Genomic DNA, 16,182 nt, shown 5'->3' on the forward strand with positions numbered 1-16,182 from the left:
TTTGTAGTTAAAAGGTACAAATTTTTGAAATAATTCATAAAAAAACTGCTTTACTAAATTGTAAAGCAGTTTATATTTTTAAATATCGTCTGTGTATAAATCAATAATTGGACGAGGTTTTTTTCGCTTGATTTGAGTCAGCCAATAGACAAAAATTCCTATTCCATTTCCAAAAATAATAATCGTAATCCAGACCAAGCGATCATCACTTTTTATCAAATTTGGATTCTTTAAAGCGTGTACAATAAAGTATACAAAAGAAATCACGCCAGTGAAAAAACTCATCAATACCAAGAAGATAAAAATGATAAGATTTCCTAATAACGCACTCAATAACGATTTAGAACTTCCTAAATGTCCTAGCTGCGCATCGAGCGTGCTAAACATAGAATAAAAAATTCCAAAATAACTTAACAAGCCAAGTACAAATAAAGTGATAGGAACAATTGCCAAAGTGGCTTGTAGCTTTGGATTGTTCAAAAGAGACGTTAAATCTCTGTCAATTAGTAGATTTTTCATCATTCGAAAAATAATCTTTTATTTTTTTTGCTTTAGATTTTCCTATACAATCGGTTAATTCTAACAAAGATGCATTTTTTATTCGTTCGACCGATTTAAATTTTGTTAATAATTCTTTAATTGTTTGCGGACCGATACCTTCTATTTCTTCCAAAACCGAATTATAAGCGTTTTTGCTTCGTCGATTTCGGTGGCGTGTAATTCCAAATCGATGCGATTCATCTCGCACATGTTGAAGCACTTTCAAGGTTTCAGAATTTTTGTCCAAATATAACGGATAAGGATCATCTGGATAATAAATTTCTTCTAAACGCTTCGCAATTCCAATCACCGAAACTTTTCCGCGTAAACCCAAACGATTAATCGATTTTAGAGCCGAACTTAATTGTCCTTTTCCACCATCAATCAAAATTAATTGAGGCAAAGATTCTCCTTCAGCCAAAACTCTCGAATATCGTCTTTCAATCACCTCTTCCATTGTTGCAAAATCATTTGGTCCTTCTACGGTTTTTACATTGAAAATGCGATAATCTTTCTTACTTGGTTTTCCATTTTTGAACACCACACAAGCCGAAACAGGATTCGTTCCTTGAATGTTAGAGTTATCAAAACCTTCTATATGTCGAGGTTCTGTGGGTAAACGCAAATCAACTTTCATCTGATTCATGATACGATTTGTATGACGATCAGGATCGACGATTTTAGTTTGTTTAAGCTGTTCTAAACGATAAATTCGGGTATTTTTTAACGATAAATCGACAATATGTTTTTTATCTCCAATTTTTGGAACTGTAATTTTTCTGAACGGAATTTCTAAACTCAATTCGAATGGAACATAAATTTCTTTCGAAGTTAAATTAAATCGATCTGAGAAATCAATAATTGCGCGTTCTAATAAATCTTCGTCCGTTTCGTCCAATTTCTTTTTCCATTCCTCCGTATGCGACTGTATAATTGCACCGTGATAAATTTTCATGAAATTGACATACGCATATTCTTCGTCCGACGTAATCGAAAAAACATCAACATTGGTAATCGTAGGCGAAACAATTGTAGAACGAGATTGATAATTCTGTAACGCTTCGATTTTTTCTTTAATCATTTGCGCTTTTTCAAACTTCAAATCCGATGCATATTTTGTCATTTGGTTAACCAAATATTGCTTTGGTTCGTTAAATTCTCCTTTGATGATATTACGAATTGCCGAAATTTGCTCGTTGTATTCTTCCTCGGTTTGATAAGCTTCACAAGGCCCAAGACAATTACCAATATGGTATTCCAAGCAAACTTTGAATTTATGATTTTCGATATTTTTCTCACTCAAATCATACGAACATGTTCTTAGTTGATACAATTCTTTGATCAAACCTAACAAAACTTTCATCGCTTTTCCGTTAGAATATGGTCCAAAGTATTCCGAACCATCTTTGATAGCATTTCGAGTCGAAAAAATACGTGGAAATCGTTCATTTTTGATGCAAATCCAAGGATAGGTTTTGTCATCTCTTAACAGGATATTGTATCGTGGCTGATGCTCTTTAATCAAATTATTTTCCAACAACAACGCGTCATATTCAGAATTTACGTTGATGGTTTCGATGTTATCGATATTACTCACCAAAACACGCAAACGTTTCGAATCGTGTTGTTTATTGAAATACGAATTCACGCGACGCTTCAAGTTTTTCGCTTTACCAATGTATAACAAATCTCCTTTTTTGTTATAATACTGATAAACACCGGGTGTTTCGGGTAAACTCGCTAATTTTAATTTTACATTTTCATTCATCAAAATACCTCTACAACATTTATTTTTTGCTGTTCATCATCAATATAAATCAAGATTTTGGTCTGAATATTATAACCTAAATTTCTAAAAAAATCGGCATATCTATTCACTTGAAAATGATGATCTAAATCGGGTTGACCAGTTTTATAATCGATAATCGAACAATTATTTTCTTCATCAATTACCACACGGTCGGCTCTGAAAATTTGTCCATTTTCATCAATAAAATCGCGTTCATTCAAAACCGTTAAACCTCTAGCAAAATATGGAACTAATTTAGCATCTTGTAATAAATTTTGCAAGGTTTTTTGCAGATGTTCTACATTTTCGGCTGAAATTGTACCACGTTGTTTTTCACTTTCAATGATTTTTGGTAAATCATTTTGTGTCACAATTTGCGATAAAATGTTATGAACTGTATTTCCAAATTCGGTGAATTTCAACTTTTCCTGTGCTTTTTCCGAATTGGTATTAATTACTAAACGCGTATTCCAATCCGAAGAATAAATTTTTAATTCAGCCGAAGAATTTTCTATAATTTTTGGAATTGAAATTCGTTCAGGAGAACCTTTCAAAATAACTTCATCTTCAGAAAAACCTTTACTGAAAACAAATTCGTGTAAATAATTTGCAATATTTTTAGATTTCGAAGACTCTTTTGGTTTTTGCGCAATCATATACAATTGCTCTTTTGCACGCGTTGTTGCAACATAAAGCGTATTAATTTCATCCAATTGAACCAAATTTTCTTCTTCGTCAATCTTCGATTTTATCGCTTCATTTTTGATTGATTTTAATTCATTATTAATTCCAACATAAAATGTTTCAAACGGATTTTCTTCATCTTTTTGTAATGGAATCCAAATTTTAGAATTCTTACTTTGCCAATCTAAAAACGGCAAAATTACAACTGGAAATTCCAATCCTTTTGATTTATGAATCGTCATAATCTGAATTGCATCGACACCTTTTGGCGTTTTGATACTCGCTTTATCTTTGATTGTCGACCAAAACTCGAGAAATGAATTCAGATCAGATTCATTTTTTGATGAATATTCTAAAATAACATCTAAAAAACTTAAAATATAAGCGGGCGAACGTTCTTGTAAATGTAAAGTTCGAATCGCTTTTTCTGTAAAATCATACAACGAAAGGTTTTGATCTTGAATAAAATCTAAATCAATTCCAAGTGATTTGGTTAATTTTAAAAACTTTGGCAAATCGCCTTTTAATGCTTTTTCAACTGTGATTGTTAAATCATCTGTTTTGAATAATTCTAATTCATAAGCCACCATCAAAAAACGAATTTTCGATTGTTCATCTTGTGGATTTGAGGTGATTTTGAATAAATATTCAATCAATTGAATTTCGAAAGAATTCTTTAACAACAAAGCTTCATTAGAAATCACAACCAAATTATTTTCGGTCAAATATTTCGCTAACAAAATCCCTTGCGCATTACTACGAACCAAAATCGCAATATCATTTAATGAGAAACCATTTGCTTGACAATCTTCAATTGTTTTTAGAACTAATTCTAAATTTTGTTCTTTAAATAAATCTTTCGAACGACCTTCTTGTTCAATAAAATTTATTTTGACAAAACCATCTTTTTGATGATTGGTCAATTGTTTATTTCCGATTTCGTACAAATATTGAAAACTCGGCAAATTGAGTTGTGACGCGATAAACGAATACAATTCATTGTTAAATTGAATAATATTTTCGTGACTTCGCCAGTTTTTTTCTAATTCTTCAACTTTAATATTTTCTTCTTCTTTTCGATCAATTAAATCAATCATTTGCGCAGGATTTCCACCTCGCCAACGATAAATAGATTGTTTTGCATCGCCAACCAACATAATTGTGTCAGATTGGGCGCGTGCATTTTCGACCAACGGATTTAAATTATTCCATTGTAACGTCGATGTATCCTGAAATTCATCAATAAAATAATGATTGTAACGCGAACCAATTCGCTCATAAATAAAATTGGCAGGTTGTTGTTGCAGATTTTTACTAATAATGGTATTGAATTCATTAATCAACAAAACATTTGAATCTTTTTTGATCGAATCTAATGATTTTTCAACTTCATTAATCAACGAAATCGACGATATATTTTTTTGAATTGAAGTTAATAAAAGTAAGTGATCGTTGATTTTTGCAGCTTTTTCGAACAAATCTTTCACTTTAGAAAAAATAGATTCAGCAGTTGCATCTTTCACTTTCGAAAGATAACCTTCTTCCAAAATATCTTTTGTATTAGCATCGGTTGGTAAAATCAAACCAAAACCATCAAAGTTTTTTAATTTCTGGAAAAAAGCAGCAATTCCTCGACTTTTTCCTGGTAATTCATTTACCGAAATTCCATTGTTTGCAAGCAATTCGAAAAACTCATTTCCAATTGTAATCAAACCATCTTTCAAAGTTTTTATATCATCAAAAACAACTTTTCGATAACTAATAAATTCGTCTAACGAAATGTTTTTCAACTTTTCTAAATCTTGTAAATGGCGATCATTAGAAATGTCCGAAGTGTCTGAAGAAAGCGTTTTTCGAATATCCCACGATTTATTTTCATCCATATTATCCAACGCAATTTTGATCATTGTTTGCGTTAATTTTTCGTCTTCTCCAATTTTTGAATACAACAAATCAACCGATTCGTTAATGATTTCATTTGTATTCATTTCGACATCAAAATTCATTGATAAACCCAAATCTTGTGCAAAAGATTTCATCAATCGAAGATTAAATTTATCAATCGTAGAAATCGAAAATTTGGAATAATTATGAAGAATCGCAATCAGAATATTGTATGCTTTTGTCTTAATGATTTCAGGCTTCAAATTCAGTTCCGAAGCTAATTCGAGAATATATTGATCTTCTTTTGGGTTAGGATTTTTTGCAATTTCTTCTAAAGTTTCGATGATACGTTCCTTCATTTCACCCGCCGCTTTATTCGTAAACGTAATAGCTAAAATGTGTTCGAAATGATAATCGCTTTCATTCGTCAATAACAACGAAAGAAATTCCTTTACCAAAGTGTAAGTTTTACCTGCTCCAGCGGAAGCATTGTAAATTTTGAAATCGCCTGCTTGTAACAAATTCTGAATTTTTAGGAAAGTTAAACAATCTTCTCAAAAATAAGAAATCAGAATGCCAAAACATGACGTACAAAAAAAGGAAACTCGTGCGAGTTTCCTTTTTTGAATATGTTATAAAAGAATGATTAGAATGAATATCCTAAACCAACTGAAAATACAGAATTTTTTATATCTCCTCCGTTTTCATCAGAGATATTTGAAAGTCCAAAATTGTAACGAGCTCCTGCATTAAGACCATTAGAAAATTCGTATCCTAATCCAATGTTTAAACCAAAATCTGTAGATTTTAAGTAATCTTTCATGTCTTGATCAGTGTCTATTTTTTGTCCTAAAGCTGTTGTTTTAACGTTAGCTTTTGCATTAACTAAGAAACCAATTTGAGGTCCAGCTTCAATATTAAAATTTTGAGTTGGATAGAATTTGATCATTAATGGAACATTAATATAATCTAATTTATATTTCACGTCTGCATTAACATTTCCAATTTCTTGATTAACATAAATTTGTCCTGACTCTTTAGCTCCTTGAGCTGAATATAACAATTCAGGTTGAAACGCAAATTTCTCAGCAAATTTTATATTAGCATAACCTCCAACATGAAAACCTACTTTTGCATCAGCATTTTGGTTATCTCCAGATAAATTTGATACATTAAGACCTGCTTTAGCTCCAAATTTAGTTTGAGCATTTGTATTAATAGCGAAAGCTAATAATGGAATAAAAAATAAACATTTTTTCATATAAGTAAAATTTTAAAGTTTGAGTAAAGATATAACAATAATGTAAAAAAGGTACTAACTTTTATTCTTTTTACGCTCTCCTTTTTGTAGTATTTCGATTTCTTTTATTTGCTTTTTAGTATTTTGCTCATCAAGCTTCAACTCTGTTCGCTTTTTATCTAATTGTTTAGATAATGATTCATTAGATTCCGTAAATTTATATTCTACTGAATATCCATTCTTTGGAAGAATCGTAATATTCACATCATCACTATTTATATTATTAACTTTTAAACTTGTAATTGTTTTAGGAGATTTGGATAAATCAAATTCACCATTTTTATTATTTGTAATATAAACCTTATCAATTTCTGAACTAATAATTCTATGCTCAACGCCGTTTTTGTCCGTGTAAATTGAATAACCATTTTTCAACGTAATATTATTTTTTACTGTTGGCATTTTAGCTGTTTTTACTTTTTTATTGATATTCGGAATATCTTTTTCTGAATTGAAAATTTTGATGATACTTGAATCTTTTTTGATAACTTCAATAAAATCTTCACCTCCGCTTTTTCTTACAAAAACTTTTTCGATATCTTTTGGATCAATTTTTTGCAAAATTTTTCCGTCCGTTCCATATAAAATCGTTGGAGTCAACTCTTTTTTCAAGACAATATCTTTTATTTTGATAGAATCATTCAGAATAATATCTCCAGCATCATTCAAGATAATTTTGTTTTGTGCATTACTTTTCAAAATCGTTTTTAACTCATCTTTCGTAATCACTTTTTCTATTGGTGTAGCTGTTTTGACTTGATCAGTTTTGAGAAGCGAATCTCTTAAAGTAGTTGCTTGTCCAAGAAGAATTTGGGCTTGCGATTGAACAGGTTTTTCCAACGCTTGTTCCACTTTTTGAGCTTTTTTCTCTACTTCTTGCGCAAACGATTTTTGACTAAAAAGTACAAAAGCACTCAATATAAAAGGCAAAGAAGCAAAAGACAGAATTTTTACTTTTCGTTTTGATGTATTTTTTGTCATCATAAGTAGGCGTTTTTTGGTTAGAATAAAATTGAAATTACTCGCCATCATCGATGGATTTTGCGTTGCAATACAATCCAAAATTTGATGTTGGTACGTTTTTAAATCTGAGTTTCTTTGCAAAACATATTCATCTGCCAAAAACTCATGATTTAGTTTGATTGATTTTTTATAGAAATAAATAAACGGATTGAACCAAAAAAGAATTTGAAAAATCTCTATCAACAAAATGTCCAAACTGTGTTTCTGAATACAATGCGCTTTTTCGTGATCAATTAAGTTTTGATGCAAACTTTTCAGTTGCTTTTTCGGAATAAAAATATATTTCCAAAAACTATATGGTTGATTCGAATCTAAATCGAGAATATATGTGATTTCTTGATCTTTTATTTTTTCTTCTGTCTTAATTTTGAACATCAATTCGTACAAATTATAGATAAATCTTACAAGAAAAATTAATCCAATCAAAACGTAAATAATATTCAAAATATCTCCAAAATTGATTCCTTTTTCTTGTTGTAACAATTCAGGATTTTGCATCAAAAAAGCCAAAAGTTCGGGCGAAATATTCGTTTCAGTCGCTGTGATAGGCAAATCAATTTTGTACAAAGGCGCGATTAACGAAAATATCAACGAAAACAACAGATAAAATCGATTGATTTTATACATGCTTTCACGTTCCAAAAAAAGTTTATAAAAGGAATATAAAAATCCGGAACAAAGAATAAATTTTATAAAAAACGCAACCATAGATTATTTCTTTTTACGGTCTATTTCATTGTCAATTATGTCACGTAATTTTTCTAATTCTTCGACCGACATATTGTTCGATTTAGCAAAAAATGAAGCAAATTGTGTTGCCGAATTATTAAAAAAGTTGGAAATCATTCCTTTTACTTCTTTCGAAAAATAATCATCTTTTTTTACCAAAGCATAATATCGACGCGAGTTTCCCATTTGCTCGTAATCAATATAACCTTTGTCGTGCATCCTCTTTAATAAGGTAGAAATTGTAGTATTCGCAGGTTTTGGATCGTCATAAGAATCGATAATATCTTTCGCAAAAACTTGTTTTCCGCTCCAGATAACTTCCATCACTTCCTCTTCTCTTCTTGATAATTTAACTTTCATATCTACAACTGTATTTTCACTACTACAAATATAGAATTTAATTTAACATGACAAAGTTTTTTTAGAATTATTTAACGATAAAGCACAAAAAAAGGAGCAAAAAAGCTCCTTCCTATATTTAAATTCGAAATAAATTACATTTCAGCTAATTTGTATGCTACACCAATACTAAAGTAAGTATTTGTAATTTTGTAATTGTCATTAACTGTTTGCGGATAATAATCATTAATGTTTGATAATCCTTTTGTAAAACGAGCATTAATTTCTAATTCATCAGTAATTTTGTATGCAGCTCCGAAGTTTAAACCAAAATCAAATGTTTTGAAATTGTCTGTAGCTTTTATTTTAGTATCTGTTTTTCCTTCTTCAGTTTTCATTTTAGCAGAAACTAAAAATCCTAATTGCGGACCAAACTCAACATTTAAACCATCCATAATTTCATAACGTCCCATTAAAGGAATATTAATATTATGTGTTACAAATTTAGCTTTTGAATTGTCATTTGTTTTTAATCCAGCTCCTTGTTTAGAATACAGAAGTTCTGGTTGAAAACTAATTTGATCCGTTATTTTGTAGTTTGCATAACCACCAACATAAAAGTCTGTTCTTAATTTAGTCCCTAAACCATTTCCTTGACTATCAGAGTAAATTTTTCTAGAATCACCAGATAAAGTTGGAAAGTTAAGACCTCCTTTTACTCCTAAATCAATTTGCGCGTTTGCTGCACTTAATCCACCAAAAAGTGCTATTCCTAAGATTAGTTTTTTCATTTTTTTTATTACTTAAGTCTGAGTTATAATATTTAATTCAAAAGTAAAGTTTTATTCATACTGAAGATTGATTTACACTTAAAAAAATCAATAATACTTTTTTGATTCACAATTTCTGTGCCTTTTTTGTTAAAAATTGATAAAATTTTAAGATTTACAAAATATCATTTAAATATTCTAAAATAATTTTAGTCGCATTTGGTGAATTTTGAACAAAATCTCCAGCTTTTTTTCCACTTTCTTTTCGGAAATTTTCATCATTCATCAAACGATTCATAATTGTATCAAATTCATTTTGATTAGCAATAGAAAATCCTCCGTCAACTTCTATTAAATCCACAGCTTCCTGAAATTTTTTGTATTTAGGTCCAAAAACGACAGGATTTCCGAAAGTTACCGCTTCTAAAGTATTATGAATTCCTGCACCAAAACCTCCGCCAATATAGGTAATATCTGCATAAAAATAGACTTTTGATAAAATCCCAATTGTGTTGAGAATAAATATTTTCGAATCGATTAAGTATTGTTGCGAAGTTTTTTCTAAATCAGAGAATTTAACTGCTTTTTGATTGATTTTACTTAGAAACGAATTGATTTCAGTATCATTCAAATTATGTGGCGCAAAAACAATTTTCCAATCATCAGTTAATTTTTGATTGATTAAATTCACAAATAACTCTTCATCTTTTGGCCAAGAACTTCCTACCACAATTAATTTCGAATTTTGTTTAAAATCATTCATAAAATCCAATTGATTATCTTGATGAATGATCTGTTTGACACGATCAAATCGCGTATCGCCCGCAATTGTATTTTGAGTGATTTGAATAGAATCTAATAAATCTTTTGACTTTTGATTTTGAACAAAGAAATGATTTATCAAACTTAATTTTTTCGCAAACCAATTTTTTCCATGTTTTTTGAAAAAGTTTTGACTTTCTCTAAAAATAGACGAAACCACAATTGTTGGAATGTTTTGCTGATGTAATTCTGTAATCAAATTGAACCAATATTCGTATTTCACTAAAATCAAAATCTCTGGATGAAGTACTTTTATCAACTTTTCTGCATTCGATTTTGTGTCTAAAGGCAAATAAAAAATAACATCTGCGCCTTGATAATTCTTTCTAATTTCATAACCAGAAGGAGAGAAAAATGAAACAGCAATTTTATGTGTTGGATATTTTTCTTTCAACGCTTCGATCACTGGTCTACCTTGTTCAAATTCGCCTAAAGATGAACAATGCACCCACAAAACTTTATCGGTTTCTGAAATTTTAGAAGCTATTTTTTCTTCCCAATTTTTTCTTCCATCTACCCAAAGTTTTGCCTTTTCATTAAAATTCGAAGCCAATTTTAGCGCCATTCCGTACGCCTTAATTGATGTGTTATAAAATCCTTGCACAATGTTGCAAAGTTAAAAATTTAGAATGAGCTTTTTTTGTACATTTGTTGTAATAATAACGACTTTTTAAAGTTGTAGATTTTGAAAGATTCATTAAGTTATGAAAAAAATACAAATGGTTGACTTACAAAGTCAATATCAAAAAATAAAAGGAGACGTTGATGCAGCAATTTTGAATGTTTTGGATTCGGCTGCTTTTATTAATGGACCAGAAGTAAAACAATTCGAAACTGAATTGCAAGATTACTTAAATGTAAAACACGTAATTCCTTGTGGAAACGGAACTGATGCGTTGCAAATTGCTTTGATGGCGCTAGGTTTAGAGCCAGGTGACGAGGTGATTACGGCAGATTTTACATTTGCTGCAACAGTAGAAGTTGTTGATTTATTGAAATTAAATTCAATATTAGTTGACGTTGATTATGATACTTTTACAATTGATACAGAAAAATTAAAAGCGGCAATCACGCCAAAAACAAAAGCAATTATTCCAGTTCATTTATTTGGTCAATGTGCGAATATGGACGAGATTATGGCAATTGCAAAAGAACATAACTTATATGTTGTAGAAGATACTGCACAAGCTATTGGAGCGGATTACAAAGGTCGAAAAGCTGGAACAATTGGTCACATTGGTTGTACATCTTTCTTTCCTTCAAAAAACTTAGGTTGTTATGGTGATGGTGGAGCAATTTTTACAAATGATGATGATATTGCACATCGTTTACGTGGAATTGTAAATCACGGAATGTACAAACGTTACTACCACGATGAAGTTGGTGTTAACTCTCGTTTGGATTCTGTTCAAGCAGCAGTTTTACGTCGTAAATTACCTTTCTTAAATGATTATAACGCTGCTCGTAACAAAGCTGCGGCTTATTATACAGAAGCTTTTAAAGATATTGATGCATTATTAACGCCTGTAAAAGGAGAAGACACAACTCACGTATTCCATCAATATACGTTACGTGTAACAAATGGTAAACGTAATGAATTACAAGCTTTCTTGACTGAAAAAGAAATTCCTGCGATGATTTATTATCCTGTTCCATTACGCAAACAAAAAGCGTATGATAACGGGCATTATAATGATGCAGATTTTCCAAATACAAACAAATTGGTAGAAGAAGTAATGTCTTTACCAATGCACACAGAGTTAGATGAGGAGCAATTGGCTTACATCACTTCTGCTGTTCGCGAATTTTTTGGAAAATAATTTATCCTAAAAATAATACGAAAAAGCTTCTGATTAGTTTCAGAAGCTTTTTTATTTTCCTAAATTTGATTTCACTATAAAAACTAAATATTAAAAATGAGTAAAATATTAGTAACTGGAGGTTTGGGTTACATTGGTTCGCACACAGTTGTAGCTTTACAAAATGCAGGTTATGAAGTTGTGATTATAGACGACTTATCGAACACAGAAATTAGCGTGTTGGATAAAATTACTTCTATTACTAGAACAAAACCAACTTATTTCGAGATTGATTTAAAAGATCAAGAAAAAGTAAACGAATTTTTCAAAACAAATAAAATAGATGGAATTATCAACTTCGCAGCGCATAAAGCAGTTGGAGAATCTGTTGAAAAACCGTTGATGTATTATCGAAATAATCTTTTAGGTTTAATTAATCTTTTGGATGCAATGAAAGATTTTGATGCTAATAATATTATTTTCAGTTCGTCTTGTACAGTTTACGGACAAGCGGATAAAATGCCTATTGATGAGCAAACTCCACTGAAAAAACCTGAATCTCCTTATGGAAAAACGAAACAAATGGGAGAGGAAATTTTAGAAGATTTCTCAGCAGCCTTTGATAAAAATGTGATTTGTTTACGTTATTTCAATCCAGTAGGTGCGCATCCAACTGCTAAAATTGGAGAATTACCAAAAGGAATTCCAAATAATCTAATTCCTTATGTTACACAAACTGCAGCTGGAATCAGAGAAGCATTATCGGTTTGGGGAGATGATTATCCAACGCGTGACGGAACGGCAATTCGTGATTATATTAATGTAAATGATTTGGCTGATGCACACGTAAAAGCGGTAACTCGTTTGATCGAAAATAAAAATAAAGCAAAGCTAGAATTCTTTAATCTTGGAACGGGAACAGGATCTACGGTTTTAGAAGTTGTTCACGCATTTGAAGATGCCAATGATTTGAAATTGAAATACGAAATCAAAGAGCGTCGCGCAGGAGATATTATCGAAGCTTATGCAAATAACTCTTTAGCAGAAAAAGAATTGGGTTGGAAACCTGAAACAAAATTATCAGAAAGTATGCGTACTGCCTGGGAATGGCAAAAAAGTTTAGAAAAATAAAAGATGATTCAATTACCAACAGCGGGTTTATTAGTTATTAAAAATAATAAACTGCTTTTGACATTTAGCAAAAATAAAAAAGCGTGGTATTTACCAGGTGGAAAAATTGATAAAGGTGAAAATTCTGAAACAGCTTTGGTAAGAGAAATAAAAGAAGAATTGAGTTTGGATTTGGTAAGAGAAGAGCTCAATTTTTATTGTCATATTACAGCTGAAGCATATGGAGAACAGGATCTTATGATGGAACAAGATTGTTTTTTGTACGATTTGAACGAAGAAATAAAACCAACAAATGAAATTGAAGCTTACAACTATTTTACTTTTGAAGAATATTTACAAGAAGAAATTCAAGTAATTGGTGTAATTAAAGTTTTTGAAAAATTAACAAAAGATCATTTATTGAACTAAAATAATTTCAAAAATAGAAGGCAATCCGTAATCGAGATTGCCTTTTATTTTTTATTATTTAGTCTTTTTCAAGATGTATTTATCTTTCAAATTTCCTGTAATTTCTTTTCCTTGTTGATCCAAAACTTTCAATCTATTTTCTTCAACTTTCAACACTAATGGATTTACATTAGAATTTAAATGTAAAACATTTCCAGAAGCATCCCATTTATAAAATCCTTCGTCTTGATAAACTGTTTCTTTTCCTAAATATTCTTGCTCAATAAAAAAGTTACCATCTTTTTTCAATTCAACAATATATTTTATTCCTTCGCAATCGGCACAAGGTAAAATTCCTTCATATTTTCCTACCCAATTCAAAGAGTTTTTAGAATTATGTTCTGCCATAGCTACAATAGCAGGAATAGCATTATCAATACTATTGTTTTTTTGTTCTTGTTGAACACCTTTTGATTGGCAAGAGAATATAATGAAGGATGCGAAAATACTCGCGAATATAGATTTTTTCATAAATTAATTTTATGATATTTTTAACAACAAATTTGATACCAAATTACGACTATATTTTTCTAACTTTCAACTAAAATTTTATAAAATGTTTCGCTCAAAAAAAATACAAACACCTCTTGGAGAAATGCTTGCAATAAAGTCGGAAAAAGGACTTTGTATGTTAGAGTTTTTTGATGGAAAATCGACCGAAAAACAACTCAAAGAAATAGAAAACTTAGGTGAAATTTTAGAAAAAGATGATGAAATTTTGAATCGTTTAGAAAATGAATTGAACGATTATTTTAAAGGAAATTTAAAAGAATTTACCATTCCACTTGATTTGATTGGAACAGATTTCCAGAAAAAAGTTTGGAACGAATTAATTAAAATTCCGTTTGGAGAAACAAGATCGTACAAAGAACAATCGATAGCTGTTGGAGATTTATTAGCGATACGAGCAGTTGCAAATGCGAATGGAAAGAATAAAATTGCAATTGTAGTACCTTGTCATCGCGTAATTGGCTCAGATGGTTCGTTAACTGGATATGCAGGCGGAAAGAAACGTAAACAATTTTTGTTGGAATTAGAATCGCAACAATTGAATTTATTTTAGAAAAATAAATTGTAAATTAGCCAATCAGAAAAGTAATGTATGAGTGTTGAGCTATTACCAGATGGAAGAGTAAAAAAACCTGAATGGTTGCGTGTAAAATTGCCTACAGGGAAAAAACATCGTGAATTAAGAGGTTTAGTTGATAAATATAAATTGAACACAATTTGCCAAAGTGGAAGTTGTCCTAATATGGGCGAATGTTGGGGTGAAGGAACAGCAACATTTATGATTTTGGGAAATGTGTGTACACGTTCTTGTGGTTTTTGTGGCGTAAAAACTGGTCGTCCAGATCAAGTGGATTGGGCAGAACCTGAAAAAGTAGCGCGTTCTATCAAATTAATGCAAATAAAACATGCGGTTTTAACGTCTGTTGACCGTGACGATTTAAAAGATATGGGATCTATTATTTGGGCAGAAACGATACATGCTGTTCGTAGAATTAGCCCAGGAACAACGATGGAAACTTTGATTCCAGATTTTCAAGGAATTGAAAAACACATCGATCGTATTGTAGAAGCTGCACCAGAAGTGCTTTCTCATAATATGGAAACGGTTCGTCGTTTAACACGAGAAGTTCGTATTCAGGCAAAATATGATCGTTCGTTAGAAGTTCTACGTTATGCAAAAGAAGCAGGTCAACGTCGTACAAAGACTGGAATCATGCTTGGTTTAGGTGAGTTTGAAGACGAAGTTTTTGAAACAATTCAGGAAGTTGCTGATGCAAATGTAGATGTCATTACAATTGGTCAATATTTACAACCAACGAAAAAACATTTACCTTTGAAAGAGTTTATCACGCCAGAACAATTCAAAAAATACGAAGATTTCGCACGTGGATTAGGATTCCGTCATGTAGAATCTGGACCATTAGTTCGTTCTTCTTACCACGCAGAGAAACATATTTTATAAATAGATTTATTTCATCATATTTTAAAGAGACACAAGCTATTATGTCTCTTTTTTGTTATATTTAAATCTTAATAACTAAATATGAAAAAACTAATTACACTTATTATATTATTTTCAAGTTTTGCAAATGCTCAGATTTATGAAGTAGAATATGAAACCCAGATTAAAGTAAAATACAATGAAAAAGGTTTAGATTTTTATAAAGAGATTTCTGATCCTGAAGTAAGAAAACAAAATATTGATCAGAATGAAAATCCTCTTGCTTTAGATTTTAAATTTATTTTGAATAAAGATGAAGCAAATACAATTGAATTACCAAAAGTTCAGAATGGGCAAGGACAGATTGTTTTTATCAAGAAAAGTGCACCATATATGTATTTTGGAACAACTTATTTCAATCATGCAAAACAAGAAACGTTGATGCAACAAGATGTTTATGGAAAAAAATATATTGTTTACGATAAAATAAATAATCTTGATTGGAAATTATCAAATGAAACAAAAAATATTCTCGGATATAAAGTACAAAAAGCAACAGCAAATTTTAATGACAGAATATTTGTAGCTTGGTTTGTTCCAGAAATGAAAACAGATTTGATGCTTATTAATTTCAAAAGTCCAGGGGGTTTAGTCCTTGATCTTGAAATTTTTTATGAAGATGAAATGGGGAAATATTTTGTAGTTTATAAAGCAAATTCCATCAAAGAAAAAACTAAATTCAAATTTATTGTTCCGACAAAAGGAAATAGAATTTCGAGCGATGAATTAGAGATAATTTGGGAAGATCTTGATAAAAAAAGAAATGAAGCTAATAATCAAGGAATAGAAAAAAAGGACTAATATGAAAAAAATAATCGCACTAATTATTCTGATTTCTAGTATTGCAAATGCTCAATTTTATGAAATTGAATACGCGAGGTACAACCTCAAATTCATTTTACGGATAAAGCTTT

At 30.5% G+C, this 16,182-nt stretch carries 15 protein-coding genes; 6 read left to right on the forward strand and 9 right to left on the reverse strand.

Annotated features, from left to right (window positions below; translation table 11 throughout):
- Positions 1-78: 78 nt before the first annotated feature.
- From FH779_RS13255 to FH779_RS13290, 8 genes are all read right to left on the reverse strand, one after another.
- Positions 79-519 carry a hypothetical protein gene (locus FH779_RS13255; RefSeq protein ID WP_244957963.1) on the reverse strand — a complete coding sequence of 147 codons (441 nt, stop codon included), beginning with the start codon at positions 517-519 and terminating at the stop codon, positions 79-81.
- On the reverse strand, positions 500-2,308 hold the full coding sequence (gene uvrC / locus FH779_RS13260; protein ID WP_180905049.1) for an excinuclease ABC subunit UvrC: 1,809 nt from the start codon (positions 2,306-2,308) through the stop codon (positions 500-502). The genes FH779_RS13255 and uvrC overlap by 20 nt, the downstream gene beginning before the upstream one ends.
- Complete coding sequence (locus tag FH779_RS13265; RefSeq protein WP_180905050.1) at positions 2,308-5,418, reverse strand: UvrD-helicase domain-containing protein; 3,111 nt, start codon at positions 5,416-5,418, stop codon at positions 2,308-2,310. Before FH779_RS13265 ends, uvrC begins: the two co-directional genes overlap by 1 nt.
- A gap of 125 nt (positions 5,419-5,543) precedes the next feature.
- A complete protein-coding gene (locus FH779_RS13270; RefSeq protein WP_180905051.1) occupies positions 5,544-6,158 on the reverse strand; it encodes a porin family protein in 615 nt (204 codons plus the stop codon).
- Positions 6,159-6,212: 54 nt separating this feature from the next.
- Positions 6,213-7,847, reverse strand: coding sequence for a M56 family metallopeptidase (locus FH779_RS13275; protein ID WP_180905052.1), 1,635 nt, complete (start codon positions 7,845-7,847; stop codon positions 6,213-6,215).
- Positions 7,848-7,931: 84 nt separating this feature from the next.
- The gene (locus tag FH779_RS13280; RefSeq protein ID WP_038331851.1) at positions 7,932-8,309 is read right to left on the reverse strand and encodes a BlaI/MecI/CopY family transcriptional regulator; all 378 of its coding nucleotides are present in this window, start codon (positions 8,307-8,309) and stop codon (positions 7,932-7,934) included.
- 134 nt (positions 8,310-8,443) lie between these two features.
- Complete coding sequence (locus tag FH779_RS13285; RefSeq protein WP_180905053.1) at positions 8,444-9,079, reverse strand: porin family protein; 636 nt, start codon at positions 9,077-9,079, stop codon at positions 8,444-8,446.
- A gap of 154 nt (positions 9,080-9,233) precedes the next feature.
- Complete coding sequence (locus FH779_RS13290) at positions 9,234-10,484, reverse strand: 3-deoxy-D-manno-octulosonic acid transferase (RefSeq protein ID WP_180905054.1); 1,251 nt, start codon at positions 10,482-10,484, stop codon at positions 9,234-9,236.
- A 100-nt stretch (positions 10,485-10,584) separates the two neighbouring features.
- Between FH779_RS13290 and FH779_RS13295 the strand changes: the two genes are divergently transcribed.
- From FH779_RS13295 to FH779_RS13305, 3 genes are all read left to right on the forward strand, one after another.
- Positions 10,585-11,700, forward strand: a complete 1,116-nt coding sequence (locus FH779_RS13295; RefSeq protein WP_180905055.1) for a DegT/DnrJ/EryC1/StrS family aminotransferase — start codon at positions 10,585-10,587, stop codon at positions 11,698-11,700.
- Between the two features lie 96 nt (positions 11,701-11,796).
- Complete coding sequence (galE, locus tag FH779_RS13300) at positions 11,797-12,810, forward strand: UDP-glucose 4-epimerase GalE (protein WP_115001563.1); 1,014 nt, start codon at positions 11,797-11,799, stop codon at positions 12,808-12,810.
- Between the two features lie 3 nt (positions 12,811-12,813).
- Positions 12,814-13,218 carry an NUDIX hydrolase gene (locus FH779_RS13305; RefSeq protein ID WP_115001561.1) on the forward strand — a complete coding sequence of 135 codons (405 nt, stop codon included), beginning with the start codon at positions 12,814-12,816 and terminating at the stop codon, positions 13,216-13,218.
- Between the two features lie 54 nt (positions 13,219-13,272).
- Here the strand turns inward: FH779_RS13305 and FH779_RS13310 are convergent, their stop codons facing one another.
- Positions 13,273-13,728, reverse strand: a complete 456-nt coding sequence (locus tag FH779_RS13310; RefSeq protein ID WP_180905056.1) for a copper resistance protein NlpE — start codon at positions 13,726-13,728, stop codon at positions 13,273-13,275.
- 85 nt (positions 13,729-13,813) lie between these two features.
- Here FH779_RS13310 and FH779_RS13315 point away from each other — a divergent pair, with 85 nt between their 5' ends.
- From FH779_RS13315 to FH779_RS13325, 3 genes are all read left to right on the forward strand, one after another.
- Positions 13,814-14,320 carry a methylated-DNA--[protein]-cysteine S-methyltransferase gene (locus FH779_RS13315; protein ID WP_180905057.1) on the forward strand — a complete coding sequence of 169 codons (507 nt, stop codon included), beginning with the start codon at positions 13,814-13,816 and terminating at the stop codon, positions 14,318-14,320.
- Positions 14,321-14,359: 39 nt separating this feature from the next.
- Positions 14,360-15,229, forward strand: coding sequence for a lipoyl synthase (lipA, locus tag FH779_RS13320; protein ID WP_180905058.1), 870 nt, complete (start codon positions 14,360-14,362; stop codon positions 15,227-15,229).
- Between the two features lie 81 nt (positions 15,230-15,310).
- Positions 15,311-16,069, forward strand: coding sequence for a GLPGLI family protein (locus FH779_RS13325; RefSeq protein WP_180905059.1), 759 nt, complete (start codon positions 15,311-15,313; stop codon positions 16,067-16,069).
- The last annotated feature ends 113 nt before the right edge of the window (positions 16,070-16,182 follow it).

Source organism: Empedobacter falsenii (assembly GCF_013488205.1).
In the GTDB taxonomy this organism is placed as follows: Bacteria; Bacteroidota; Bacteroidia; order Flavobacteriales; family Weeksellaceae; genus Empedobacter; species Empedobacter falsenii_C.